Raw genomic sequence first — 24,539 nt, forward strand, 5'->3', positions numbered from 1 at the left:
TGTTACTGGTTGCCGCAGGCGGACGTGGTCGTGGCCCCGTCCAGCCAGGGCAGGTCGTGGCCCATCCGGTCCCGCTTGGTGCGCAGGTAGCGCAGGTTGTGCTCGCCCGCCTCCATGGGCATCGGCTCCCGGTCGGAAACCTTGATGCCGTGGCTGATGAGCGCCGCCGACTTCTCGGGGTTGTTGGTGAGCAGCCGGACGCTGTGGACGCCGAGGTCGGCGAGCATCTGCGCGCCGGCCCCGTAGTCGCGGGCGTCGGCGGGCAGGCCCAGCTCCAGGTTGGCGTCGAGGGTGTCGCGGCCGCGCTCCTGGAGCTCGTACGCCCGCAGCTTCGACAGCAGGCCGATGCCGCGGCCCTCGTGGCCGCGCAGGTAGACGATCACACCGCGGCCGGCCGCCTGGACCCGCTCCATGGCGGTGTGCAGCTGGGGGCCGCAGTCGCAGCGCTGCGACTGGAAGATGTCCCCGGTCAGGCACTCCGAGTGCATCCGGACCAGGACGTCCTCGCCGTCGCCGATCTCGCCGTGGACGAGGGCGACGTGCTCGACGCCGTCCACGGTGGAGCGGAACCCGTACGCGGTGAAGTGGCCGAAGGAGGTCGGCAGGCTGACCTGGGCCTCGCGGCGTACGGTCGGCTCGGCGGAGCGGCGGTAGGCGATCAGGTCCTCGATGGAGATGATCGTCAGGCCGTGCTTGCGGGCGAAGGGGATCAGCTCGGGCAGTCGCAGCATCACCCCGTCCTCGCCGGCGATCTCCACGATGGCGCCGGCCGGGCGCAGGCCCGCGAGGCGGGCGAGGTCGACGGCGGCCTCGGTGTGGCCGTTGCGGACCAGGACGCCGCCGGGCTTCGCGCGCAGCGGGAAGACGTGGCCGGGGCGGACGAAGTCTGCGGGGCCCGAGACCCCGTCGGCGAGCAGCCGCAGGGTGGTGGCGCGGTCGGCGGCCGAGATGCCGGTGGTGACCCCGTGGGCCGCGCTCGCGTCGACGGAGACGGTGAAGGCGGTCTGCATCGACTCGGTGTTGTGCTGGACCATCTGCGGGAGTTCGAGCCGCTCCAGCTCGTCGCCCTCCAGCGGGGCGCAGATCAGGCCGCGGCACTCGCTCATCATGAACGCGATGATCTCGGGGGTGGCCTTCTCGGCCGCGATGACGAGGTCGCCCTCGTTCTCGCGGTCCTCGTCGTCGACGACGACCACGGGACGGCCGGCCGCGATGTCGCGGATGGCCTGCTCGACGGGGTCGAGCCGGAACGTCTCCAGCTCGACGTCGGGCACGGGCTTCAGGACGGGGTTCGGGGAGGTCATGCCGTTGCTCCTTCCAGAGCCGGGGCGGTGGTGGTGCGCGAGCGCTGGTACCAGTCGTAGGCGCCCCAGAGGACGAGGGCGAAGTACACGACGTAGACGAGGCCGGAGAAGGCCAGTCCGCTGTTGAAGGCGAGGGGTACGCCGACCAGGTCGACGAGGAGCCAGGCGAACCAGAACTCGACCAGGCCGCGGGCCTGGGCGACCATCGCGACGATGGTGCCGACGAAGATGTAGGCGTCGGCCCACGGGCTCCACGACAGGCTCGGGTAGAGGGTGAACAGTCCGCCGACGGCCAGGGTCCCGGCGACCGCGCCGGCCAGGAGGAGGCCGCGCTCCTTCCAGGAGGCGGTGCGGACGGCGATGGAGCCGTCCTGGGCGTCCTGCTTGCCGCGCTGCCAGGCGCGCCAGCCCCACACGGCCACGCCGATGACGAGGAGCTGCTTGCCGACCCCGCCGGAGAGGTGCGCGGAGGCGTAGGCGCCGACGAGGATCAGGCCGGAGAGGAGCTGGGCGGGCCAGGTCCATATGGAGCGCCGCCAGCCGAGCGCGAGGGCGCCCAGGCCGACCAGGTTGCCGATCATGTCGGACCAGATGACCTTCTGACCGAAGACCTCGAAGGCCTCGGTGTTGAGCCAGGTCAGGGCGTTCACTGCGACTCCCCCGCACGGTGCAGCACGTTCGGGGCCAGGGGGGTGACGCCGGCGGCCAGCAGCCGCTCCACGTACTTGGCCAGGACGTCGACCTCGAGGTTGACCGGGTCGCCGGGCTTCTTGATGCCCAGGGTGGTCAGCGCGAGGGTGGTGGGGATGAGGCTGATGGTGAACCAGTCGGCGGCGGCCTCGACCACGGTGAGGCTGACGCCGTCGACCGTGATGGAGCCCTTCTCGACCACGTAGCGGGAGAGGTTCTCCGGGAGGGCGACCTTGACGATCTCCCAGTGCTCGGAGGGGGTCCGCGAAATGATCTCGCCGGTTCCGTCCACGTGCCCCTGGACCAGGTGGCCGCCGAGCCGTCCGCCGAGCTCCATCGGGCGCTCCAGGTTGACCCGGGAGCCCTGGGTGAGGGCGCCGAGGCTGGAGCGGTTCAGGGTCTCCTGCATGACGTCGGCGGTGAACTCGCCGTCACCGGTCTCCACGACCGTCAGGCAGACGCCGTTCACGGCGATGGAGTCGCCGTGCTTGGCGTCCTCGGTGACGACCGGGCCGCGCAGGCGGAAGCGGGAGGCTTCGGCGAGCTCCTCGACGGCGACGACCTCGCCCAGTTCTTCGACGATTCCGGTGAACACTCAGTGCTCCTTGAGGGCTGTGGGGGCGGAGGGGGCCGGTGCGGGGACGGCGGTGACGCGGATGTCGGTGCCGATGCGGACGGTTTCGGTGATCCGGAGCCGGAGCGCGTCGGCGAGGGTGCCGATGCCGGCGTCGGCGAGGACCGCGGGGCCCGCGCCGAGGAGGACGGGGGCGAGGTAGCCGATCACCTTGTCGACGGCCCCGGCGGCGACGAAGGCGCCGGCCAGGGTGGGGCCGCCTTCGAGGAGGACGGAGCGGATGCCGCGCCCGTACAGCTCGCGCAGCAGGGCGTCCACGGAGATCCCGTACTTGTCGTACGGGAGCCGGGCCAGCTCCGCTCCGGCGAGGTGGCGGGTGTCGGCGTCCTCGGCGACGGCGATCAGGGTGGGCGCGGCCTCGTCCAGGACCCGGGCGGTGGGCCGGATCGTGGCGTGGGTGTCCAGGACCACGCGCAGGGGCTGGTCGGCGGCGGTGAAGCCGTCGATCCCCCGGACCGCGAGGTGCGGGTCGTCGGCGCGCAGGGTGCCGGAGCCCACGACCACGGCGTCGGACTCGGCGCGCAGCCGGTGGACGTCGGCGCGGGACTCGGGAGAGCTGATCCAGCGGCTGGTGCCGTCGGCGGCCGCGATGCGGCCGTCGAGGGTCGCGGCGTACTTCCACAGGATGTACGGGCGGCCCAGGCGTACGGAGGTCAGCCAGGCGGCGTTGCCCGCCTCGGCCTCCTCGGCGAGCAGTCCGCCGCCGGCGTCGATCCCGGCGGCGCGCAGGGTGGCGCCGCCGCCGCTGGCCTGCGGGTTCGGGTCGGAGACCGCGTAGAACACGCGGGTGATCCCGGCGGCGATGAGGGCCTGCGCGCAGGGTCCCGTACGCCCGGTGTGGTTGCAGGGTTCGAGGGTGACGTAGGCGGTGCCGCCGCGGGCCGCCGGGCCTGCCGCGTTCAGGGCGTGGATCTCGGCGTGCGGGCCGCCGGCCCGCTCGTGCCAGCCTTCGCCCACGACGGCGCCCGAGGCGTCGGTGATGACGCAGCCGACGACCGGGTTGGGGCTGGTGGAGCCGAGTCCGCGGGCGGCGAGCTCGATGGCTCGGCGCATGGCGCGGGTGCCCGCGTCGGGTGCTGCGTGCGCGGCGTGTGTCGCCACCGGGTCCTCCTGCCTCATCGGGCACGGACTCCGGGGCCTGTCGGGATACGACAGATGAAGCGGGTAGCACACGCGGGGACGCCGAGGCCGGAAACACGGTCCGTTCGAAGCACGTCCCGAGGGATGTGCAGATGGACCGCCGACGGCGGCGTACCGGTGACTGGCCCGCCGCGCACTGCCTCCCATCCGGACTTTAACCGTCGGTCCAGGAATTTCACCTGGTCAACCGGCCGCTGGCTGCGGACGGGTCGCGGACTATAACCGCCGGTTCGGAATTACACCGACCCCGGAGTGCGCTGCTACTGGTACTGAAGCCAGTGTGCCACGGGTGATCGGCGGCCATGCGGGTGAGTCAACGTGGCCTGGGTCACACATTCGGTCATTCTCGAGCGCGCCGATTGCGCCATCCAGCCCCGCCTGATCCCGGCCCGACAGCTACCGGATCCGCACTCGATCCCCGTCGGATTTCTACCGGAAGTCCTTGACGCGAGCCTTGACACGCGCCTTGACGCACGCCTTGACGAGCCCGCGCCGGACCCTGCCGGATCGGCACTTTGGTCCAGACCTATTGACGGGTTGGTCTAGTCCTCTTAACGTTCCCTTCATCTTCCCCGGGAGACAGCCCGTCAGATGTGCGCACGTCACGGGCCAACACGCACCACGTTCCAGCCTGTTGTGTCCTGCCATCCTCCCCTCCCCAGGAGGCACAATGCTGTCCCCCACCAAGACGAGAGCCATGCTCCTGACGTCCGGCGCCGCAATCGCCGGTCTGCTGGTGGCCGGGCTCTCGGCGGGCGTCTCGCACGCCGCCGACAACGAGTCCTGTCGCCCCGACGGTCTGTACAAGACCGCGGGCGTGGACGTCCCGTACTGCTCGGTCTACGACACCGAGGGCCGCGAGAAGATGGGCGCCGACCACCAGCGCCGCGTCATCGGCTACTTCACGGGCTGGCGCACGGGCAAGGACGGCGCGCCCGCCTACCTGCCCCACAACATCCCGTGGTCCAAGGTCACGCACCTGAACTACGCCTTCGCCCACGTGGGCAGCGACAACAAGATCTCCGTCGGCGCCGACAACGCGAACAACTCCGCGACCGGGATGACCTGGCCGGGTGTCGCGGGTGCCGAGATGGACCCCGCGCTCCCTTACAAGGGCAATTTCAATCTGCTGAACAAATTCAAGAAGCAGTACCCGAACGTCAAGACGCTGATCTCGGTCGGCGGCTGGGCGGAGACCGGCGGCTACTTCGGCGACGACGGCAACCGCGTCGCGTCGGGCGGCTTCTACTCGATGGCCACCAACGCCGACGGCTCGGTCAACCAGGCCGGCATCGACACCTTCGCGGACTCCTCGGTCGAGTTCATCCGCAAGTACGGGTTCAACGGCGTCGACATCGACTACGAGTACCCCACCACCATGAAGGACGCGGGCAACCCGCTGGACTGGCAGCTGGCCAATGCCCGCCGCGCCGGTCTGGTCAAGGGCTACGACGCCCTGATGAAGTCCCTGCGCGAGAAGCTGGACCGGGCCGGCGCCGCCGACGGCAAGCACTACCTGGTGACCGTCGCCGCCCCCTCCTCCGGCTACCTGCTGCGCGGCATGGAGACCTTCCAGATGCAGAAGTATCTGGACTACGTCAACATCATGTCCTACGACCTGCACGGCGCCTGGAACGAGTACGTCGGCCCCAACGCCTCGCTCTTCGACGACGGCAAGGACGCCGAGCTGGCCGCCGCGAACGTGTACGGCAGCTCCCAGTACGGGAACATCGGCTACCTCAACACCGACTGGGCCTACCACTACTTCCGCGGCTCCATGCCGGCCGGCCGCATCAACATCGGCCTGCCGTACTACACCCGCGGCCACAAGAACGTCCAGGGCGGCACCGACGGTCTGTGGGGCAAGGCCTCCGCGACCACCTGCCCGGCCGGCGCGGGCCTGACCAAGTGCGGTGACGGCGCGGTCGGCATCGACAACCTGTGGCACGACAAGGACACCAACGGCGTCGAGTCGCCGGCCGGTTCCAACCCGATGTGGCACGCCAAGAACCTCGAAAAGGGGATCGTCGGCGACTACGTCACCAAGTACGGCTTCCCGGCGAACACCACGCTGACCGGCACCTACGCCCGCAAGTACGACTCGACCCTGGTCGCGCCGTGGCTGTGGAACGCGCAGACGAAGGTCTTCCTCTCCACGGAGGACGAGCAGTCGGTGGCGGCCAAGGCCGACTACGTGGTCAACCGCGGCATCGGCGGCACCATGGTCTGGGAGATGGCGGGCGACTACGGCTGGAACGCCGCCAAGGGCCAGTACGAGATGGGCGACACGCTCACCTCCCTGATGTACGACAAGTTCAAGGCCGCCTCTCCGTACGGCGCCAAGAAGTCCAACACCGCGCTGCCGACGCAGGCCGTGGACATCAAGACGGAGTTCACCGAGTTCAAGCTCGGCGACTCGAACTACCCGATCACCCCGAAGCTCAAGATCACCAACAACACCACGGCCACGCTGCCGGGTGGCACGGAGTTCCAGTTCGACTACTCGACCTCGTCCCCGGCCAACGCCTCGGACCAGTCGGGCTTCGGCACCACGGTGATCAAGAGCGACCACACCGGCAGCAACATCGGCGGCCTGAAAGGCGACTTCCACCGGGTCTCGCTGAAGCTCCCGGCGTGGCAGACGCTCGCCCCGGGCGCCTCGGTCGACCTGGCCTTCAACTACTACCTGCCGGTGTCCACGCCCTCCAACTGGACGGTGAACATCTCCGGCACGACGTACGCGCTCGCCGGTGACCTGGCGCGCGGCGTCACCGTGGTCCAGCCGGGCGGCACCACCACCCCGCCGACCACCACCCCGCCGACCACGACCCCGCCCACGACGACCCCGCCGACCACGACCCCTCCCACCACCACTCCTCCGACGGGCGGTGCGTGCACCAACCCGGCGTACGTGGCGGGCACGGTCTACAACAGCGGCAACCTCGTCTCCCACAAGGGCCACAACTGGAAGGCCCAGTGGTGGACGCAGAACGAGGAGCCCGGCACCACCGGCGAGTGGGGCGTCTGGAAGGACCAGGGCGCCTGCTGACACCCCACGGGGTGACCGCGTAGGCGAAGAGATGTGAGGACCCGGTGGCCCGGCGGCCACCGGGTCCTCGCCTTTCCGTGACCCTCAGGCCGTGAAGAGGGTGGACTGCGCCGATTCGCGGGCGGCGAGCCGCGCCCCCGTGAGCACCGCCGGGTCGCCGAGGGTACTGGCGCGGACCTCGGTCGGGACCGGGCTCAGGGTGGTGAGGCGGCCGGCCACCCGGGCCGCCAGGGCGGGTCCGCCCGCGCGGCCGAGTTCCCCGCCGAGCACGACGCAGCCGGGGTCCAGGACCGCCGCGACGGCCGCCGCCCCGAGGGCCAGCCGGTCGGCCAGGGCGTCGAGGAAGGCCGGTCCGGCGGCGCCCGCGACGGCCTCCTCGAGCGGCCCGTCGAAGCCGTGGGCCGCGGCGAGCGCGGCCACCCCGGCCCGCCCGGCCAGCTCGTGGAAGCCGCCGTCGCAGTTCGTGGCCGACGGCAGGCCGCCCGTCCCGGGCACCGGCAGGAAGCCGATCTCCCCCGCCCCGCCGGAGGCGCCCCGGCGCAGCCGCCCGTCCAGGACCACCGCGGCGCCGACCCCTTCGCCGAGCCACAGCAGCACGAAGGACTCCAGGTCCCGGGCCGCGCCGACCCGCTGCTCGGCGAGGGCCGCCAGGTTGGTCTCGTTCTCCACCACGACCACCGCCGGCAGCCGCCGCTGCACCGCCGCCACCAGGTCCCGGTGCCAGGCGGGCAGTCCGGCGGTGTCGCGGAGCTCTCCGGTGCCCGGGGCCACCAGCCCCGGCGCTCCGATCACCACCGTGTGGAGCCGGTCGGCGCCCGCCTCCCGGACGAGCTCCTCCAGTCGGTCCACCGCCTCGTCCACGGCGTCCACCGGCAGGGCCGCCTGTGCCAGCGGCCGGCCGAGGAGGTCGGCGACGACCGCCGTGGCGCTGTCCGTCCGTACGTCGAGCGCCGCGAGGTAGGCCCGCCGCGCGACGATCCCGTAGAGCTTGGCGTTGGGTCCGCGCCGCTGTTCGCCGGACTCCCCGACGACCTCGATCAGTCCGGCTCCGGTGAGCCGTTCCACGAGGTCCGCGACGGAGGGGCGGGACAGGCCGGTCAGCTCCTTGAGCTGGGGGGCCGTCAGCGGGCCCTCCTCCTGGAGGAGCTGGAGGGCGAGCCGGTCGTTGATGGCCCGGGCCGTGCTCGGCGAGGCGGGGGACGGAGCGGGCGAGGCGGCGCGGGTGGTGGAGGTCAGGGCCTTGGCAGGAGTCACGGCGCCCATCCTAGGAGTTCCGGGGGCTAACTATCAGGCAGGGTCCCTGATAGTTTACGAGTCATGACCGGGGAAACCGACCTCAGCCCGGCGCGACTGCGCCATGCCCGCTTCGCCATCGCCGGCGTCTTCTGCGCACACGGCGCGGTCACCGGCTCCTTCGCCACCCGCATCCCCTGGATCCAGGACCACGCGCAGCTCAGCGCCGGCACCCTGGGCCTGGCCCTCGCCTTCCCCGCGCTCGGCGCGGCGCTCACGATGCCCCTGGCCGGCCGCATCAACCACCGGTTCGGCGCGCGCACCGCCCTGCGGATGCTGCTGAGCCTGTGGACGCTCGCCCTCATCCTGCCGAGCCTCGCCCCGAACCTGTGGACGCTCTGCTTCGTGCTCTTCGTCTACGGGGCCACCGCCGGCATGTCGGACGTGGCGATGAACGCGCTGGGCGTGGAGACCGAGAACCGGCTGAAGCGCTCGATCATGTCCTCGCTGCACGGCATGTGGAGCGTGGGCGCCCTGATCGGCTCGGCCCTCGGCACGCTCGCCGCGCACACCGGTACCGACGCCCGGGTGCACCACCTGATCGCCGCGCTCGCCCTGACGCTGGCCGGGCTGGTCGCCGTACGGGGCGTCCTGGACCTGCGCACCGACACCGACGGGGAGGCGCCGCCGCACTTCGCGCTGCCCCCGAAGTCCGCGCTGTTCATCGGGGCGATCGGGTTCTGCGCGGTCTTCGCGGAGGGCGCGAGCCTGGACTGGTCCGCGGTGTACCTGCGGGACGTGCTGCACACGGACGCCGGCCTCGCGGCCGCCTCGACCACCGCCTTCGCGCTGACGATGGCGCTCGCCCGGCTGGCCGGGGACAAGGTCGTGGACCGGTTCGGAGCCGTACGCACCGTCCGCGTGGGCGGCGCACTGGCCACCGCGGGCGGGCTGCTCGTGGTCGCCGTCCACCATCCGGCCGCGGCTCTGGCCGGGTTCGGGCTGATCGGCCTCGGCATCGCGGTCGTGGTCCCGCTGGCCTTCGCGGCGGCAGCGCGCAGCGGTCCGGCCCCGGCGCAGGCCATCGCCGGTGTCGCGACGATCACGTACACCTCGGGGCTGATCGCCCCGTCGGCGATCGGCGCGGTGGCCGACGCGACCTCGCTGGTGGTGTCGTTCGGGCTGGTCACGCTGCTGTCGTTCGCCCTGATCGTGGGGGCGACCGTACTGCGGCAGCGGCCGGTGGCGGCGGGGGCCTCACCCGCCAACCGGGACGAACATGCACCCATCCGGCCGTAACATGTCGCCTGGTCACCTACGGCCTCGTAGGTGACCACGCTCCCGACGAGCGACGAAGAACGAAGAACGAACGAAATGCGGTGGAACATGGGCCTCGGCGTGCGCTGGACCCTGCACGGAGACGGGCGGACCCCCGCCCCCGGCGCGGTGGTGCGGCCGGACGAGCGGCTGTCGTGGCCGCGGACCGCCGGGCTGGGCGCCCAGCACGTCGTGGCGATGTTCGGGGCGAGCTTCGTGGCGCCGGTCCTGATGGGACTGGACCCGAACCTCGCCATCATGATGTCCGGTGTCGCCACCGTCATCTTCCTGCTGGCGACCCGCGGCCGGGTCCCCTCGTACCTGGGCTGCTCACTCTCCTTCGTGGGCGTCGCGGCCGCGATCCGGGCGGGCGGCGGGGACAGCGCGGTCGTCACGGGCGCGGTCTTCGTCGTCGGCGCTGCGCTGTTCCTGGCGGGGCTGGCGGTCCGGCGGTTCGGGGCGCGGATCATCCACGCGGCGATGCCGCCGGTGGTGACGGGCGCGGTCGTGATGCTGATCGGGTTCAACCTGGCGCCCGTGACGGCCTCCACGTACTGGCCGCAGGACCAGTGGACCGCGCTGCTGACGATGCTGTTCACCGGGCTGGCCGTGGTCTGCCTGCGGGGCTTCTGGTCGCGGATCGCGATCTTCCTCGGCCTGATCTTCGGGTACGGGATCTCCTGGGTCTTCGACCTCGTCTTCGGCAAGATCCACTCGACGGTGGGCGGCCCCGAGGCCGTCGACCACTGGCGGCTCGACCTGTCGGGGGTCGCCAAGGCCGACTGGGTCGGGCTGCCGACCTTCCACGCACCGGCCTTCGAGTGGTCGGCGATCCTGATCGCGCTGCCGGTGGTCATCGCGCTGATCGCGGAGAACGCCGGTCACATCAAGGCCGTCGGCGAGATGACGGGCGACCCGCTCGACGACAAGCTCGGCACGGCCATCGCCGCCGACGGCGCCGCGTCGATGCTGTCCACGGCGGTGGGCGGCCCGCCGAACACCACGTACTCCGAGAACATCGGCGTCATGGCCGCCACCCGCGTCTACTCCACGGCGGCCTACTGGGCGGCGGCCGGCTTCGCCCTCCTCTTCGGCCTGTGCCCCAAGTTCGGCGCGGTCGTCGCCGCGATCCCCGGCGGGGTGCTGGGCGGGATCACCGTGATCCTGTACGGGATGATCGGCCTGCTCGGCGCCCAGATCTGGATCAACGGCCGGGTGGACCTGCGCAATCCGCTGAACCTGGTGCCGGCCGCGGCGGGCATCATCATCGGCGTGGGCGGGGTCGAGCTGAACATCAGCGACAGCTTCGAGCTGGGCGGGATCGCGCTCGGCACGATCGTCGTGATCACGGGCTACCACGCGCTGCGGTACTTCGCGCCGGCCCACCTGAAGCAGCAGGAACCGCTGCTGGACGCGGGCACGTCGGCGTACGACGACACGGACGGCGAGGCAGACGGCGAGGCGGACGGCGGGACGGTGCGGAGCGCCGCCGGGGAGCCCGGGGACAAGCGGGGTTGACGGAGTTTCGCCCGAACCGGGGAAGCGTACGGCCAAGTTCCCCTGATCCCGGCCCGCGGCTGCGACGCTGCGTCCCATGGTCCCCATGGAAGCGGTGCTGGCGCGGATGCGCGCCCTGGACGAGCGGCTCCCCGAGCGGGACGGCGTCGCCGTCTTCAACCGGGTGTACCTCACGGTGACGCAGTCCCTGCACGAGGGCATCACGCACGGCGCGTTCCCCTCGCCCCGCCGGGCGGAAGCCCTCAGCGTCCGCTTCGCCGAGCGCTACCTGACGGCGGTGGAGGCCGACCGGGCCCCGGCCTGCTGGCGGCCGCTCCTCCAGTACCGCCGCCATCCCGGGATCCGGCCGCTCCAGCACGCGCTGGCCGGGATCAACGCGCACATCGGCCACGACCTGGCGCTGGCGGTGGTCTCCACCTGCCGCTCGCTGGACTGCGAGCCGGCCGCGCTCGAAGCGGACTTCGACCGGGTCGGTGACACCCTGGTCTCCCTGGAGGAGCACATCCGGGAGGACCTGATGCCGGGCCCGGACCTGCTGGAGATCGCGGACCCGCTCACGCATCTGCTCGGCGCCTGGAGCCTGGAGCGGGCCCGCGCGGGGGCCTGGGCCTCGGCCCGCCTGCTCTGGTCGCTGCGCCGCTCCCCCGATCTCGCGGAGGAGTTCACCGAGTCCCTCGACGCGGGCGTCGGCCTGGTCGGCCGCTGCCTGCTCACGCCTACGGGCTGACCCCGCTGCGCGGAGCCGTCCTGCGGAGTCGGCGCAGCTGCCGGGTGCGGCCTGCCCCGCCGGGTCGCCCCATGTCGGGGTGACGGGGCGCGGCCCCCTCTGCCTCGCTCCCCGGGGGCGGGCCCTGCGGGGCTGTCCCCTACCCGCCCTTCCCCCGTTCCCCGGGCTCCGCCCGGACCCGCTGCCGTGTGCGGCGCCGTACCCGGGGGCCAGCCCCCGGACCCCCGCTCCTCAAACGCCGGAGGGGCTGGATTCTGCCCGGCGGGGGTGGATTTTGCATGGCCGGGGCTGGATTCTGCCCGGAGGGCACTTCCAGCCTCGCCGGCGTTTGAGGCGCGGGGTCCGGGGCGGAGCCCCGGGGAACGGGGGAAGGGCGGGTAGGGGACAGGCCCCGCGCAGCGGAAACCCATCGCAGCCCCGTCGGGCGGGGCCGCACGGCCAGGGCCCGGCAGAGCGCTCGCGTCGGCGCGGCCCACGGCCAGGGTGCGGCCATGAGAACGGGCCGCCTCCGCGCTCGCGCGCGCGGGGGCGGCCCGTGTCAGGGGGCCGGAAGGGCCTGGAGCGGTCAGTCCTCCGGGAGTTCGACCGGGGCTATCTCGTCGTAGACGTCGCCCGGGCCGGGGTTCGTGGAGTCGGTGGAGCCGCCGAGGTGGTGCATGACGCCCCAGACGGCGTTGAGGGCCGTCTGGACCGCGCCCTCCGCCCAGCCCGCCGTCCAGGAGATGTCGTCGCCCGCGAGGAAGATGCCGCGCTTGTCCTCGGGGAGGCGGTCCTGCATGAAGTGGGTGAACAGGCGGCGCTGGTAGCGGTAGTGGCCCGGCAGGTTGGCCTTGAACGCGCCCATGAAGTAGGGCTCGTTCTCCCAGGACACCGTCACCGGGTTGCCGATGATGTGGCGGCGGATGTCGACCTTCGGGTAGATCTCACCGAGGGACTTCAGCATGACCTCCATCCGCTCGTTCGCGGAGAGCGGCAGCCACTTCAGGCTGTCGTCGCACCAGGTGTAGGAGAGGCAGATGACGGCCGGCTTGTCGGGGCCGTTGTCCAGGAGGTACGTGCCGCGGGTCATGCGGTCGGTCAGGGTCATCGACATGACGTCGCGGCCCGTCTCCTCGTCCTTGTCGAGCCAGAAGGGGCGGTCGACCGGGATGAAGAGCTTCGAGCTCTCCATGTAGTGGGTGCGCTCGATCGCCGTCCAGTGGTCGATCGGGAAGAGCGTGTCGTCGCACGCGATCTTCGACAGGAGCATCCAGGACTGGGCCGTGAAGATCGCGGCGCGGTACGTGCGGATGTCGCCGGTGGCGTCCGTGACCGTGATGCGGTTGCCCGCCGTGCGGTGCAGGCGGGTGACCGCCGGGCGCGGGGCGCCCCCGTGCAGGGAGGAGAGGGAGGTGCCCTGCGCCCAGTGCACGATCTTCTCGGGCTCGCGGTCCCACATGCGCAGCGGGAGCTGCTGCGAGCCGCCCACGATGCCGCGGTGGTGGTCGTCGGCCTCGGTGTAGACGACCCGCAGGATCTCGAGGATCGAGTTCGGGAAGTCGGTGTCCCAGCCGCCCGTGCCGAAGCCGACCTGGCCGAAGATCTCGCGCTTGCGGAAGGACTTGAAGGCCTCGGACTTGCAGAGGAACCCGTAGAAGGTCTCGTCGTCGAGCTTCTCGACGAGCTTCGCCCAGATCTCCCGGATGCGCGGGACGTCCCGCTCGCGCATCGCGGTGTTCATGTCGGAGAAGTCGGCGCCCTCGTCCAGGCAGGCGTTCCACGCGGCGGACACGTCGCGGTAGACCTGCGGGAGGTCGGCGATGGTCTCGGCGTAGTGGGTCTCGCCCTTGAGGTCGACCACCGTCGAGGGGGTGGCCTCGGCGAGCGGGTTCGGGAAGGGCTCGGTGACCAGGCCGACGAGGTCGATGTAGTGCTGGAGGGCCGTGGAGGACGGCGGGAAGCGCATGGCGCCCATCTCCGCGGTCAGCTCCTCGGTGCCCGCGCCCTCGAAGCCCACCGTGCGCAGCCGGCCGCCGATCTGGTCGGCCTCGTAGATGACGGGCTTGAGGCCCATCTTCATCAGCTCGTACGCGGAGATGATGCCGGACAGCCCGCCGCCGATGACGGCGACCTCGGTGCCGTGCTCGGTCGCCGGTATCTGCCCGAGGCCCGCCGGGTGGGCGAGGAAGTCGTCGTACGCGTAGGGGAAGTCCGGGCCGAACATCGTGATCGGCATCGAGCCGTCGCTGTGCGGGACGGCGGTGGTGGGCACCGTGGACGTCATGGGGTACGACTCCTAGCGGGGTGGGGCAGGGGGGAAGGGCAAGCCGGGGGGAGGGTGACCGCGGTGCGCGGACCGCGGTCAGACGAGCGAGGCGTACAGACCGGGGCGGCGGTCGCGCAGGTACGGGTTGGTCTCGCGCGAGACGCGCAGCAGCTCGGGGTCGGCCTCGCCGAACACCAGCTCCTCGCCGCGGCCGGCCCGGGTCCGGGTGACCCCGTCGGGACTGGCCAGGCAGCTGAGGCCGACGAACTCGAACTCGCCTTCCGGACCGGTGCGGTTGACGTACGCGATGTACATCTGGTTCTCGAAGGCCCGTACGGGGACCAGCTGTTCGGCGACGAACTGGAAGGGGTGCATCTGCGCGGTCGGCACCAGGAGGAGGTCGGTGCCGGCGAGCGCGTGCGCCCGGACGTTCTCGGGGAACTCCACGTCGTAGCAGATCATGACGCCTACGCGGAGGCCGCCGAGGTCCGCCTGGACCACCGGGGTGTCGCCGGGGGTGAAGGCCGCCCGCTCGAAGCAGCCGAAGAGGTGGGTCTTGCGGTAGTTCGCGAGCCGCTCCCCGTCGGGGCCGACGAGCTGCGCCGCGTTGTAGACGGCGTCGCCGTCCCGCTCGGGGTAGCCGTAGAGCACGGCCAGCCCGTGGCGGCGGGCGATCTCGCCGATGGCACGGGCGGACATGCCGTCGGCCGGTTCGGCGAGCCGGGCGATGTCCTCGATCTCCAGCGCGTAGCCGGTCAGGAACATCTCCGAGGTCACGAGGAGCCCGGCCCCCGCCTGTGCGGCGCGCGTCGCGGCCTCTTCGAGCGCCTTCAGGTTGTCGGCGGTGTCGCCGAGCCGTCCGGAACTCTGGAGGAGGGCGGTGCGCAGCGGGGGCATGGGCGTACCTCTGTGGCAGGAGGGGTGGGGGTCCTTAGACGGTACGTTCGCGCGTTCGACCGGGACAAGCCGTGACCGTTGCGCGCCGCGCATCGATTCGTTGCGTCTTGGCGGTCGTACGCGGCGATTCGTTGCGCGAGGGCTCCACATGCCCTCTGTATGCGCCGCGGGCGCCCTTCGACCCCTCGATCCGGAGGTCCCTTTCGTTCGGCCTGCGGAGGCCCTCCCGGGGCTGTCGTGCGGCTGTCGTGCGGCTGTCGTGCGGCTCCCCTACGAGGCCGGGCCGAAGGCCGGGTGCACGCTCAGCCTGCGCAGGTCCTCCAGGATGTCGGGAGCGTGGTTGGAGACCACCCGGCCGCTCCAGCCGTCGCAGAGGGCGGGAACGGTGAGCGTGCCGTCGTGGTCCTGCCCGGTGGCCTCGTAGGCCCGGCGGAGCGCGTCGTGCCCCGTGGGGTCGGAGCCGGGCCGCAGGACGGTCAGGGCCACGGTGTCCCGGAGGCCCAGGTCGGCGAAGGCGGCGGTCACGCCGAGGCAGTGCGGACAGTCGTCGGCGGCGACGTAGACCCGGTACCGGTGCGGTTCGGGCGAGAACCCGGTCCCGATGCGGCCCCGGAGGACCTTGGGCGGCCGCGGCCGGGGTCGGGCGGTCACGGGCGCGGGAGCCGGGGCCGGGGCGGGCGTCTGGGCAGGGGCCTGGGCGGGGGCATGAGCCTGGGCCTCGATGCGGCTCTGGGCGGGTGCCTGGGCGGGTGCCTGGGCAGGCCGCTGGGCAGGCGCCTGGACGTGAGGCTGGACGTGAGGCTGGACGTGAGGCTGGACAAAGGGCTGGACATGGATCTGGGGCATGGCTCTCCTCGGTCTGTGTGCGTACGTGCGGCGTGCTCGGCGGGGCCTCAGGAGGCCGGGGCCGTGGCACTGCAGACGCGGAGGAGATCTATGTGCAGCCGGCGGGTGAGCCAGGAGCGGCGCAGCGGGGTGGTGGCGGCGGATGGGGCGGTGAGCTGGTCCACCGGGCCCCCTTCCTGTCCGCGACCCTCATGACGCTGGCGTCCGCAGTCTCGTGGCACCGCCAGGGGCCGTCAAGACCGCCCGCACGAGTGCGCGCTCGCCTCGAGCCGGCCTCCAGCGGCTTCGCACGCCCGACACGAAGCATTAACACGGATTGACATTCCATCCGTTGTGGCCCGGTGCCCTCTGATCTAGCGTCGGAAGGACGACCGGAGCACGGCACGAGGTGAAGGGGGTGGCCCGGCATGACCGTACGAACCGCCGGTGACGCGCTCGTCCCGCGCCGTGCCGTCCACCTGTACGCCCGCGTGCACATCGACCTCCTGCGCGTCGCCGGCTCCCTCTGTCGTTCCTGATCAGCGTTCCGCGACCCGCGTTCCGCGAGCTGCTCCGCCCTTCGCCGCGCCGCCCGATCAGGAGGCCGTTCCGCCATGCCCGTGCACCCTTCCCCCTCCCTCGCTCCCTCCTCCGCGCTCCACCTCGCCGTGGCCCTCGACGGGGCGGGCTGGCACCCCGCCGCCTGGCGCGAACCGGGCGCGGACGCCGACCGGTTGTTCACCGCCGCCTACTGGGCCGCCCTCGTCGCCGAGGCCGAGGCCGGGCTGCTGGACTTCGTCACCTTCGAGGACTCGCTGAGCCTGCAGTCCACCGATCCGGCGGGGCCCGACGGCCGCACCGACCTGGTGCGGGGCCGGCTCGACGCGGTGCTGGTCGCCGCCCGGGTGGCGCCGCTGAGCCGGCACATCGGGCTGGTGCCGAGCGTGGTGGCCACCCACACCGAGCCCTTCCACGTCTCCAAGGCGCTCGCCACCCTGGACTACGTGAGCCGGGGGCGCGCGGGGCTGCGCATCCAGATCTCCGAACGGCCGGACGAAGTACGCCACTTCGGGCGCCGCACGGCGCCCCTGGACCCGGCCGGGCTGTACGGGGAGGCCGCCGATCACATCGAGGTGGTGCGGCGGCTGTGGGACAGCTGGGAGGACGACGCCGAGATCCGCGACGCCGCCACCGGACGGTTCATCGACCGCACCAAGCTGCACTACATCGACTTCGAGGGCCCCCGTTTCAGCGTGAAGGGCCCGTCCATCACCCCCAGGCCGCCCCAGGGCCTGCCCCCAGTCAGCGCGCTGGCCTCCGACGCCGCCGTGTACCCCTTCCTCGCGCGGTCGGCCGACATCGGCTACGTGAGCGCGCGGGATGCCGGCGAGGTCCGCGCCGCCGTCGCCGCGCTCCCCGGCATCCCGCACCTGTTCGGCGAGCTGACGGTGTTCCTCGACGACAAGCCGGCGACGGCGGAGCGACGGCTCCAGCGGCTGGACGCCGCGCACGGGGCCGCGTACACGAGTGACGCCCGCGTCTTCGCGGGGACCGTGGCGGACCTCGCCGACCTGCTGCTGGAGTGGCGGGAGGCCGGGCTGACCGGCTTCCGGCTGCGGCCGGGGGTGCTCGCCCACGACCTGCCGGCGATCACCCGCGGCCTGGTCCCGGAGCTCCGGCGGCGCGGGGCGTTCCGGCGGGCCTACGAGGCCTCCTCGCTCCGCGGCCTGCTGGGGCTGCCGCGCCCGGCGAGCCGGTACGCCGCCGCCCCGGCGGCTCCCGCCGCCACCGCTTCCCCCGCCGCCTGATCCCCCAGGAAGGACCGACAGCAGCCATGAGCAAGCCGCTCAAGCAGATCCATCTCGCGGCGCACTTCCCGGGGGTCAACAGCACCACCGTGTGGAGCGACCCGGCCGCCGGGAGCCAGATCGACTTCGATTCCTTCGTCCATTTCGCGCGGACCGCCGAGCGCGCGAAATTCGACTTCCTCTTCCTCGCCGAGGGCCTGCGCCTGCGCGAACAGGGCGGTGAGATCTACGATCTGGACGTGGTGGGCCGCCCCGACACCTTCACCGTGCTGGCGGCGCTCGCCGCCGTCACCGAGCACCTCGGACTGGCCGGCACCATCAACTCCACCTTCAACGAGCCGTACGAGGTGGCCCGCCAGTTCGCCTCCCTCGACCATCTGTCGGGGGGCCGGGCCGCCTGGAACGTGGTCACCTCCTGGGACGCCTTCACCGGGGAGAACTTCCGGCGCGGCGGCTTCCTGCCGCGCGAGGAACGCTACGAGCGGGCAAGGGAGTTCCTGGACACCGCACGCGAGCTCTTCGACGCGTGGGACGGCGACGAGATCCTCGCCGACCCGGTCTCCGGGGAGTTCCTGCGGAACGCGGGCCCCGGCGCCTTCGCCCACCGGGGCGAGCAGTTCGACATCTCCGGGAACTTCAACGTGCCGCGCAGCCCCCAGGGGCGGCCGGTGATCTTCCAGGCGGGCGATTCGGACGAGGGCCGGGAGTTCGCGGCGGCCGCCGCGGACGCCATCTTCGGGCGGTACGGCACGCTGGAGGAGGGCCGCGCGTTCTACGCGGACGTCAAGGGGCGCCTGGGCCGGTACGGGCGCACCCCCGACGAGCTGAAGATCCTGCCGGCGGCGACCTTCGTGCTCGGCGACACGGACGCCGAGGCGCGGGAGCTGGCCCGCGAGGTGCGGCTCCAGCAGGTCAGCGGGGCGACCGCGATCAAGCGCCTGGAGCACGTGTGGAACCGGGACCTGTCGGGGTACGACCCGGACGGGCCGCTGCCGGACGTCGATCCGGTGCCCGGGGAGAACACCATCGCGCTGGGACGGGCGAGCGTGCGCATGCACCGGGATCCGGTGGCCGTGGCCCGCGAGTGGCGGGAGCGGGCCGCCGCCGGGGGTCTGTCGATCCGGGAGCTGGTGATCGAGACGACCGAGCGGCAGTCCTTCGTCGGCTCGCCCCTCACCGTCGCCCAGGGCATCGACGCCCTGGTCCAGGCGGACGCGGCCGACGGCTTCATCCTGGTCCCGCACCTGACGCCCGGCGGGCTCGACGCCTTCGCGGACACCGTCGTCCCGCTGCTCCAGGAGCGCGGGGTGTTCCGCCGCGATTACGAAGGCCCGACGCTGCGCGATCACCTCGGGCTGGCGGCGCCGCGCGCCCTCGCCCCCGCGCGCGGCTGACCACCGCACGACCTCATCCGAAGCCCGCCACCGAAGAAAGCCCGCCACCGAAGAAGGGGGGACACCATGCCCGGTATCCCGCTCGGGGTCCTCGACCTCGCACCGATCGCGTCCGGCTCCACGGCCGCCGAAGCACTCCGTAACAGCGTCGACCTCGCCCGGCAGAGCGAGCGGTTCGGCTACGCCCGCTACTGGTTCGCCGAGCACCACCTGAATCCGGGTGTCGCGGGGACCTCGCCCGCCGTCGTGCTGGCGCTGACGGCCTCGGCCACGTCCACGATCCGGATCGGCTCGGGCGCGGTCCAGCTCGGGCACCGCACCGCGCTGTCGACGGTCGAGGAGTTCGGCCTGCTGGACGCGGTGCACCCGGGGCGGATCGACCTGGGTCTGGGGCGCTCGGCGGGCGGGCCGCCGGCGCGCCGCGGCGGGGCCGAGCCGCCGGTGGCGTACACCACGGCGAACGGGCTGCGCATCCCGAAGCCCTTCTCCTTCGCCCACCTGCGCGATCACCCGCGCATCGCGCTCCAGCAGCGGCTGCTGCAGCTGCCGGGGGCCACCCCGCAGGAGTACCCCGGGCAAGTGGGCGACGTACTGGCCCTGTTGCGCGGGGAGTACCGCTCGCCGGACGGGGTGGAGGCGCATGCCGTGCCCGGGGAGGGCGCCGAGGTCCAGGTGTGGGTCCTGGGCAGCAGCGCGGGTGTGAGCGCGGAGACGGCCGGCGCGAACGGGCTGCGGTTCGCGGCGAACTACCACGTCAGCCCGGCGAGCGTGCTGGAAGCCGCCGAGGCCTACCGGGCGGCCTTCAAGCCCTCGGCCGGGCCGGGCGGGCTGGACCGGCCGCACCTGACCGTGTCCGCGGATGTCGTGGTGGCCCCGGACGACGCCGGGGCGCGGGAGCTGGCCGCCGGGTACGCGCCCTGGGTGCACAGCATCCGGACCGGCGAGGGCGCGATCCCCTTCCCGTCGCCCGAGGAGGCCCGTGGGCTGACCCGGGGCTGGTCGGCGGCGGACCACGAGCTGGTCGCGGACCGGGTGGAGACACAGTTCGCCGGTTCGCCGGCCACCGTCGCGGACCAGCTGGAACGGCTGCGGGACGCGACCGGCGCGGACGAGCTGCTGATCACCACGATCACGCACGCGCACGCCGACCGCGTGCGCTCGTACCGGCTGCTGGCCGGGGAGTGGGCCCGGCGGGGGTGAGCCCCCGGCTTTCGCCCCGGGCCCGGGAAGAGGATGGTGGGAGGTGAGTCCACCGGCGTCTGCCGGGCCAGGGAGGTACATCATGCGCAAGGTTCTGGACTGCAGGGAGTACCCGAGCGAGATGAACTGCTCCCTCACCATCGCGGGTGAGGAAGAGGAAGTCCTGCGCGCCTCCGTGCAGCACGCCGTCGACGTGCACAGCCACACGGACACCCCGGAGTTCCGCGAGCAGCTGCGCGGCCTGATGAAGGACGAGGTCCCGCAGCACGCCTGAGGCCGTACACCGCCCGCTCCGCCTCGTGCGCCCGGCGTGGCACCAGGGGTGCTACGCCGGTGCGCCCGAGGTGAAGCGGCGCAGGAGCGGGGAGAGGACGAGCACGGACTTGGTGCGCTCCACGAAGGGCTCGCCCGCGATCCGCTCCAGGACCCGCTCGAAGTGCCGCATGTCGGAGGCGAAGATCTGGACGAGGGCGTCCGCGTCGCCGGTGACGGTCGACGCGGACACCACCTCGGGGTAGCGCTCCAGGCCCCGCCGGATGTCGTCCGGCGAGGTGTTGTGACGGCAGTACATCTCGATGAAGCCCTCGGTCTCCCAGCCCATCGAGGCGGGGTCCACGCGGACGGTGAAGCCGGTGATGGCTCCTTCGGCGCGCAGCCGGTCCACACGCCGTTTGACGGCGGGGGCCGAGAGTCCGACCTCGGAGCCGATGTCCGCGAAGGAGCGGCGGGCGTCCTTGGCCAGGGCGTGCACGATGCGTTCGTCGAGATCGTTCAGTCGCACTACGGGTGGATCACTTCTCTACTGCGGCCGACTGTGTAGCGGTCGGCTGGGCTGCGGCCAGTCGGGAGCGGCGGATGCCGTACTGGAAGTAGACCACGAGGCCAACGGCCATCCAGCCACCGAAGACGATCCAGGTGGCGGTGTCCAGGCTGAACATCATGTAGCCGCAGGCGAGCAGGCCCAGGATCGGCGTGACGGGGAAGAGCGCCACCTTGAAGGTGCGCGGCATGTCCGGGCGGGTCTTGCGCAGGATCACGACGGCGACGTTGACCAGGCCGAAGGCGAAGAGGGTGCCGATGCTGGTGGCGTCCGCCAGCTTGCCGAGCGGGATGAAGGCCGCGAGCGTTCCGCAGAAGAGGGAGACGATCACCACGTTGGCGCGGGGGGCGCCGCTCTTCGCGTCGACCTTGGCGAAGACCTTGGGGACGAGGCCGTCGCGGGACATGGCGAAGAGGATGCGGGTCTGGCCGTAGAGGACGGCGAAGACCACGGAGGCGATGGCGACGACGGCGCCGGCGGCGAGGACGACGCCCCAGAAGGTGTGGCCGGAGACGTCGGTCATGATCTGGGCGAGCGCGGCCTCGGTGCCCTCGAAGTCCTGCCACGGCATGGCGCCGACGGCGACGAAGGCGACCAGGACGTAGAGCACCGTCACGATCAGCAGCGAGAGCATGATCGCGCGGGGCAGGTCGCGCTTGGGGTTCTTGGCCTCTTCACCGGCGGTGGAGGCGGCGTCGAAGCCGATGTACGAGAAGAAGAGCGTGGCGGCGCCGGCGCTGATGCCGGTGATGCCGAGCGGGGCGAGCGGGGCGTAGTTGCCGGCCTTGATGCCCATGAAGCCGATGCCGATGAAGAGCAGCAGGGTGACGATCTTCACCGCGACCATGATCGAGTTGATCCGGGCGCTCTCCTTGGCGCCGCGCATCAGGAAGACCATGGCGAGCAGGACGACGACCAGTGCCGGCAGGTTGATGAACCCGCCCTCGCCCAGCGGCGCCGAGACGCCTTCGGGGATGGTGACCCCTATCGTGCCGTCGAGGAGTTCGTTGAGGTACTCGCCCCAGCCGACGGCGACCGCCGCGACGGAGACTCCGTACTCCAGGACCAGGCACCAGCCGCAGACCCAGGCGACGAGCTCGCCCATGGTGGCGTAGGAGTACGAGTACGAGGACCCGGAGACCGGCACCGATCCCGCCAGCTCCGCGTAGGAGAGCGCCGAGAACAGCGCGGTCAGGCCCGCGATGACGAAGGAGATCGTGACGGCGGGGCCGGCCTTGGGGGCCGCGGTGCCGAGGACGACGAAGATGCCCGTGCCCAGCGTGGCGCCGATGCTGATCATCGTGAGCTGCCACATGGTGAGCGAGCGGCGCAGCGAGCCGCCCTCGCCCTGGCCGCCTTCGGCGACCAGCTGCTCCACCGGCTTGCGGCGCAGCAGGGGGTGGACCGCCTTGGGGCGCTCGGGGGTGAGCGGTGGTGCCTGGCCGTGATCGAGCACGAGGGGACTCCTTTGTCACTGCGGGTGGGGTTTCAGGCGTCGACCGCAGCGGTCCGGAGCAGGAGCAAGCCGAGAAGGGCCTGGGCATGGGGGACCGCCGAGCAGGCGGTCCACGCCACTCCACGTACAGCGAGTGAGCCTACGAGCTGAGTGATACCGCCCGTAATGCACCATCCTTGCACATTGGCGACTGATCGTTGCGCGGATCTGTCCTGGATGGTCCTTTGTTGCGCGGGGATGATCGATCAGTGCGCAAGCGATCCCGACCCGCATTCTTGACACTTCGTCAGATCTGCCGCAGCGTGCCGCCATGGACCTGGACGTGCTCTACGAGATCGACGTGCCGCGGCCCTGGCGGGGAGCCCACCCGCACGGCCAGCGGGCCGCTGAGCAGCGCGCTTACCGGGAGGCGGTGGAGCAGATCCGGCTCGCCGACCGGATGGGCTTCCGTACCGTATGGGCGGTCGAACACCATTTCCGCGAGGGCCGCTCCCACTGCCCGGCCCCCGAGGTCCTCCTCGGACACCTGGCCGGGCTCACCGAGCGGATCCGGCTGGGCTTCGGCGTGACCCTGACCCCCTTCGCCTTCACCCCGCCGCAGCGCATCGCGGAGAAGGTCGCCACCGTCGACGTGCTCTCCGGCGGCCGGGTGGAATGGGGCACTGGGCGGTCGACGCCCATGGAGCAGGCGGCCTTCGGGGTGGACCGGGAGAAGTCCCGCGACGACTGGCGCGAGGCCATCGAGATCGTGACCGGAATGTGGCGCGAGGAGTACTTCGCGTACGAGTCGGAGCGTTTCGCCTTCCCGCGCCGCATGGTCACCCCCAAGCCGGTGCAGGATCCGCACCCGCCCGCCTGGATGGCGGCCACCTCCCCCGGCTCCGCGGAGGTCGCGGGCGCGCACGGCCTCGGACTGCTGTCCTTCTCGATCATGCAGCCGCTGGAGGCGATGGCCGCCCAGGTGGCCGCCTACCGGGCGGCGGCCGCCGCCCCGCGACCGCTCACGGACGTCACCACGGACCGGGTCGCCGCCTACACCCTGGTGCACGCCACCCCGCCGCGGACCGACCCGGGGCCGCGGGTCTGGGAGTCGGTCGCCTGGTGGTACTCCAACCTGGCGCAGTTCACCCTGGAGTGGGAGCTGCCGCACCTGAGCCCCGAGGAACGGGAGCGGACCTTCCCGCTGCTCACACCGATCCTCGAAGGGAACGTACCCGTAAGGGAGTTCAACGACGGGGACATGATCCTCATCGGGGACGCGGAGACGATCGTCACCAAGGCCAAGCGGTACGCGGACCTCGGCGTCGACCAGCTCATCTGCTACGTCCAGTGGGGATACCTGGAACACCGCGAGATCCTACGGACCCTGGAGATCCTGGGCAAGGAAGTCATCCCGGAGCTGGCCCGCTACACGCCCCGGAAGGCCTCCGCGTGAGCGGCGGCCCCGACACCTCCCTCGTCCCCGACACCTCCCCCGTCCCCGACTACGCCGCCCTGCACCGCCTCGACGGCCGCGCCCTCGTCCTGCTCGGCGCGGGCAACGGCATCGGCCGCCAGACCGCGCACGCGCTGGCCGCGGGCGGCGCCCACGTGCTGTGCGTGGACCTGGACGAGGAGCGGGCCCGCGCGGTCGCCGCCGAGACCGGGGGCGTCCCGTACGCCGCCGACGTCACGCGCCGCGAGGCCGTACGGGAGCTCTTCGCCGCGGCGCCGGAGCTGCTCGGCGGCCGCCCGGTCGGCGGGGTCGTCGACATCGTCGGCATGGCCCGGTACGCCGCGCTGCCCGAACTGGACGACGAGGGCTGGGACTGGCACTTCGATCTGGTGCTGCGGCACGCCTGGCTGGCCGTCCAGTACGGCGGCGAGGCCGTCGCCGCGGCCGGCGGCGGACCGCTGGTCTTCGTCGCCTCCGTCTCCGGGCTCACCGCGGCCCCGCTGCACGCCGCGTACGGGGCCGCGAAGGCCGGCCTGATGTCCTTGGTGCGCTCGGCGGCGGTAGAGCTGGGCCCGCGCGGGGTACGGGTCAACGCGGTGGCACCGGGGGTGGTGTGGACCCCGCGGGTCGCCGCCCTGCTGGGCCCCGAGGGGCGGCGGCTCAACGCGGAGAACGCCCCGCTGGGCCGGGTCGCGGAGACCCGGGACATCGCGGCCGCGCTGTACTTCCTGGCTTCGCCGCAGTCCTCGTACATGACGGGCCAGACGCTGGTCGTGGACGGCGGCGTCGGCGTGAAGTTCCCGTACCCGACGGTCGGAGGCGCACGATGAGCACACGGGAAGCCGGA

The 24,539-nt window shown here is 72.2% G+C and carries 21 protein-coding genes and 1 riboswitch; of the genes, 11 read left to right on the forward strand and 10 right to left on the reverse strand.

The genetic code is table 11. From position 1 onward, the window contains the following. Window positions 1-2: 2 nt before the first annotated feature. From AC3IYI_RS06530 to ribD, 4 genes are read right to left on the reverse strand one after another with little or no spacing between them, the layout of a single operon-like run. Window positions 3-1,304, reverse strand: a complete 1,302-nt coding sequence (locus tag AC3IYI_RS06530; RefSeq protein WP_489409294.1) for a bifunctional 3,4-dihydroxy-2-butanone-4-phosphate synthase/GTP cyclohydrolase II — start codon at window positions 1,302-1,304, stop codon at window positions 3-5. Continuing rightward, the gene (locus AC3IYI_RS06535; RefSeq protein ID WP_489409295.1) at window positions 1,301-1,954 is read right to left on the reverse strand and encodes a nicotinamide mononucleotide transporter family protein; all 654 of its coding nucleotides are present in this window, start codon (window positions 1,952-1,954) and stop codon (window positions 1,301-1,303) included. The genes AC3IYI_RS06530 and AC3IYI_RS06535 overlap by 4 nt, the downstream gene beginning before the upstream one ends. Then, window positions 1,951-2,589, reverse strand: coding sequence for a riboflavin synthase (locus AC3IYI_RS06540; protein WP_489409296.1), 639 nt, complete (start codon window positions 2,587-2,589; stop codon window positions 1,951-1,953). Before AC3IYI_RS06540 ends, AC3IYI_RS06535 begins: the two co-directional genes overlap by 4 nt. Next, a complete protein-coding gene (ribD, locus tag AC3IYI_RS06545) occupies window positions 2,590-3,747 on the reverse strand; it encodes a bifunctional diaminohydroxyphosphoribosylaminopyrimidine deaminase/5-amino-6-(5-phosphoribosylamino)uracil reductase RibD (protein ID WP_489409297.1) in 1,158 nt (385 codons plus the stop codon). A gap of 150 nt (window positions 3,748-3,897) precedes the next feature. Then, window positions 3,898-4,028, reverse strand: a riboswitch (FMN riboswitch). Between the two features lie 410 nt (window positions 4,029-4,438). On the opposite strand from ribD, the gene AC3IYI_RS06550 reads away from it, so the two are divergent. Then, entirely contained in the window at window positions 4,439-6,817 is a 2,379-nt protein-coding gene (locus tag AC3IYI_RS06550; protein WP_489409298.1) for a chitinase C-terminal domain-containing protein, read from the forward strand. An 84-nt stretch (window positions 6,818-6,901) separates the two neighbouring features. On the opposite strand, the gene AC3IYI_RS06555 is transcribed toward AC3IYI_RS06550, so the two are convergent. Continuing rightward, a complete protein-coding gene (locus AC3IYI_RS06555; RefSeq protein WP_489409299.1) occupies window positions 6,902-8,080 on the reverse strand; it encodes an ROK family transcriptional regulator in 1,179 nt (392 codons plus the stop codon). Between the two features lie 54 nt (window positions 8,081-8,134). On the opposite strand from AC3IYI_RS06555, the gene AC3IYI_RS06560 reads away from it, so the two are divergent. From AC3IYI_RS06560 to AC3IYI_RS06570, 3 genes are all read left to right on the forward strand, one after another. Next, window positions 8,135-9,349 carry an MFS transporter gene (locus AC3IYI_RS06560; RefSeq protein ID WP_489409300.1) on the forward strand — a complete coding sequence of 405 codons (1,215 nt, stop codon included), beginning with the start codon at window positions 8,135-8,137 and terminating at the stop codon, window positions 9,347-9,349. An 87-nt stretch (window positions 9,350-9,436) separates the two neighbouring features. Continuing rightward, window positions 9,437-10,885, forward strand: coding sequence for a uracil-xanthine permease family protein (locus tag AC3IYI_RS06565; RefSeq protein WP_489411450.1), 1,449 nt, complete (start codon window positions 9,437-9,439; stop codon window positions 10,883-10,885). Window positions 10,886-10,961: 76 nt separating this feature from the next. Continuing rightward, window positions 10,962-11,612 (forward strand): DUF5995 family protein, encoded by a 651-nt coding sequence (locus tag AC3IYI_RS06570; RefSeq protein WP_489409301.1) that lies wholly within the window; start codon window positions 10,962-10,964, stop codon window positions 11,610-11,612. Window positions 11,613-12,177: 565 nt separating this feature from the next. Here AC3IYI_RS06570 and AC3IYI_RS06575 read toward each other — a convergent pair. From AC3IYI_RS06575 to AC3IYI_RS06585, 3 genes are all read right to left on the reverse strand, one after another. Next, window positions 12,178-13,875 (reverse strand): flavin monoamine oxidase family protein, encoded by a 1,698-nt coding sequence (locus tag AC3IYI_RS06575; protein WP_489409302.1) that lies wholly within the window; start codon window positions 13,873-13,875, stop codon window positions 12,178-12,180. Between the two features lie 78 nt (window positions 13,876-13,953). Further along, window positions 13,954-14,754: a carbon-nitrogen hydrolase family protein gene (locus AC3IYI_RS06580; protein ID WP_489409303.1), complete on the reverse strand. Its 801-nt coding sequence runs from the start codon at window positions 14,752-14,754 to the stop codon at window positions 13,954-13,956. A 270-nt stretch (window positions 14,755-15,024) separates the two neighbouring features. After that, a complete protein-coding gene (locus tag AC3IYI_RS06585) occupies window positions 15,025-15,405 on the reverse strand; it encodes a hypothetical protein (RefSeq protein ID WP_489409304.1) in 381 nt (126 codons plus the stop codon). Window positions 15,406-16,007: 602 nt separating this feature from the next. Between AC3IYI_RS06585 and AC3IYI_RS06590 the strand changes: the two genes are divergently transcribed. The 5 genes from AC3IYI_RS06590 (at window position 16,008) to AC3IYI_RS06610 (ending at window position 20,255) form a co-directional block, all read left to right on the forward strand. Beyond that, complete coding sequence (locus AC3IYI_RS06590; protein ID WP_489409305.1) at window positions 16,008-16,118, forward strand: putative leader peptide; 111 nt, start codon at window positions 16,008-16,010, stop codon at window positions 16,116-16,118. A gap of 75 nt (window positions 16,119-16,193) precedes the next feature. Next, window positions 16,194-17,387 (forward strand): LLM class flavin-dependent oxidoreductase, encoded by a 1,194-nt coding sequence (locus AC3IYI_RS06595; RefSeq protein ID WP_489409306.1) that lies wholly within the window; start codon window positions 16,194-16,196, stop codon window positions 17,385-17,387. A 26-nt stretch (window positions 17,388-17,413) separates the two neighbouring features. Further along, a complete protein-coding gene (locus AC3IYI_RS06600; protein ID WP_489409307.1) occupies window positions 17,414-18,781 on the forward strand; it encodes an NtaA/DmoA family FMN-dependent monooxygenase in 1,368 nt (455 codons plus the stop codon). A 66-nt stretch (window positions 18,782-18,847) separates the two neighbouring features. Next, window positions 18,848-19,981 carry an LLM class flavin-dependent oxidoreductase gene (locus AC3IYI_RS06605; protein ID WP_489409308.1) on the forward strand — a complete coding sequence of 378 codons (1,134 nt, stop codon included), beginning with the start codon at window positions 18,848-18,850 and terminating at the stop codon, window positions 19,979-19,981. Between the two features lie 82 nt (window positions 19,982-20,063). Beyond that, entirely contained in the window at window positions 20,064-20,255 is a 192-nt protein-coding gene (locus tag AC3IYI_RS06610; protein WP_489409309.1) for a DUF1059 domain-containing protein, read from the forward strand. Window positions 20,256-20,306: 51 nt separating this feature from the next. On the opposite strand, the gene AC3IYI_RS06615 is transcribed toward AC3IYI_RS06610, so the two are convergent. Both AC3IYI_RS06615 and AC3IYI_RS06620 read right to left on the reverse strand, forming a co-directional pair. Beyond that, window positions 20,307-20,762 carry an Lrp/AsnC family transcriptional regulator gene (locus tag AC3IYI_RS06615; protein WP_243334460.1) on the reverse strand — a complete coding sequence of 152 codons (456 nt, stop codon included), beginning with the start codon at window positions 20,760-20,762 and terminating at the stop codon, window positions 20,307-20,309. A gap of 10 nt (window positions 20,763-20,772) precedes the next feature. Beyond that, entirely contained in the window at window positions 20,773-22,257 is a 1,485-nt protein-coding gene (locus AC3IYI_RS06620; protein ID WP_489409310.1) for an amino acid permease, read from the reverse strand. A 310-nt stretch (window positions 22,258-22,567) separates the two neighbouring features. Between AC3IYI_RS06620 and AC3IYI_RS06625 the strand changes: the two genes are divergently transcribed. Further along, complete coding sequence (locus AC3IYI_RS06625; protein WP_489409311.1) at window positions 22,568-23,692, forward strand: LLM class flavin-dependent oxidoreductase; 1,125 nt, start codon at window positions 22,568-22,570, stop codon at window positions 23,690-23,692. Further along, window positions 23,689-24,522, forward strand: coding sequence for an SDR family NAD(P)-dependent oxidoreductase (locus AC3IYI_RS06630; RefSeq protein ID WP_489409312.1), 834 nt, complete (start codon window positions 23,689-23,691; stop codon window positions 24,520-24,522). The genes AC3IYI_RS06625 and AC3IYI_RS06630 overlap by 4 nt, the downstream gene beginning before the upstream one ends. Window positions 24,523-24,539 lie beyond the last annotated feature (17 nt).

It is taken from the genome of Streptomyces sp. GL_148 (assembly GCF_057834205.1).

What these genes read in the sequence shown, in the direction of transcription:
- AC3IYI_RS06550 (WP_489409298.1), top strand. Translation starts at nt 4,439, where the DNA reads ATGCTGTCCCCCACCAAGACGAGAGCCATGCTCCTGACGTCCGGCGCC.
- AC3IYI_RS06610 (WP_489409309.1), top strand. Translation starts at nt 20,064, where the DNA reads ATGCGCAAGGTTCTGGACTGCAGGGAGTACCCGAGCGAGATGAACTGC.
- AC3IYI_RS06590 (WP_489409305.1), top strand. Translation starts at nt 16,008, where the DNA reads ATGACCGTACGAACCGCCGGTGACGCGCTCGTCCCGCGCCGTGCCGTC.
- AC3IYI_RS06565 (WP_489411450.1), top strand. Translation starts at nt 9,437, where the DNA reads ATGGGCCTCGGCGTGCGCTGGACCCTGCACGGAGACGGGCGGACCCCC.
- AC3IYI_RS06580 (WP_489409303.1), bottom strand. Translation starts at nt 14,754, where the DNA reads ATGCCCCCGCTGCGCACCGCCCTCCTCCAGAGTTCCGGACGGCTCGGC.
- AC3IYI_RS06625 (WP_489409311.1), top strand. Translation starts at nt 22,568, where the DNA reads ATGGACCTGGACGTGCTCTACGAGATCGACGTGCCGCGGCCCTGGCGG.
- AC3IYI_RS06575 (WP_489409302.1), bottom strand. Translation starts at nt 13,875, where the DNA reads ATGACGTCCACGGTGCCCACCACCGCCGTCCCGCACAGCGACGGCTCG.
- AC3IYI_RS06570 (WP_489409301.1), top strand. Translation starts at nt 10,962, where the DNA reads ATGGTCCCCATGGAAGCGGTGCTGGCGCGGATGCGCGCCCTGGACGAG.
- ribD (WP_489409297.1), bottom strand. Translation starts at nt 3,747, where the DNA reads ATGAGGCAGGAGGACCCGGTGGCGACACACGCCGCGCACGCAGCACCC.
- AC3IYI_RS06560 (WP_489409300.1), top strand. Translation starts at nt 8,135, where the DNA reads ATGACCGGGGAAACCGACCTCAGCCCGGCGCGACTGCGCCATGCCCGC.
- AC3IYI_RS06595 (WP_489409306.1), top strand. Translation starts at nt 16,194, where the DNA reads ATGCCCGTGCACCCTTCCCCCTCCCTCGCTCCCTCCTCCGCGCTCCAC.
- AC3IYI_RS06605 (WP_489409308.1), top strand. Translation starts at nt 18,848, where the DNA reads ATGCCCGGTATCCCGCTCGGGGTCCTCGACCTCGCACCGATCGCGTCC.
- AC3IYI_RS06600 (WP_489409307.1), top strand. Translation starts at nt 17,414, where the DNA reads ATGAGCAAGCCGCTCAAGCAGATCCATCTCGCGGCGCACTTCCCGGGG.
- AC3IYI_RS06530 (WP_489409294.1), bottom strand. Translation starts at nt 1,304, where the DNA reads ATGACCTCCCCGAACCCCGTCCTGAAGCCCGTGCCCGACGTCGAGCTG.
- AC3IYI_RS06555 (WP_489409299.1), bottom strand. Translation starts at nt 8,080, where the DNA reads ATGGGCGCCGTGACTCCTGCCAAGGCCCTGACCTCCACCACCCGCGCC.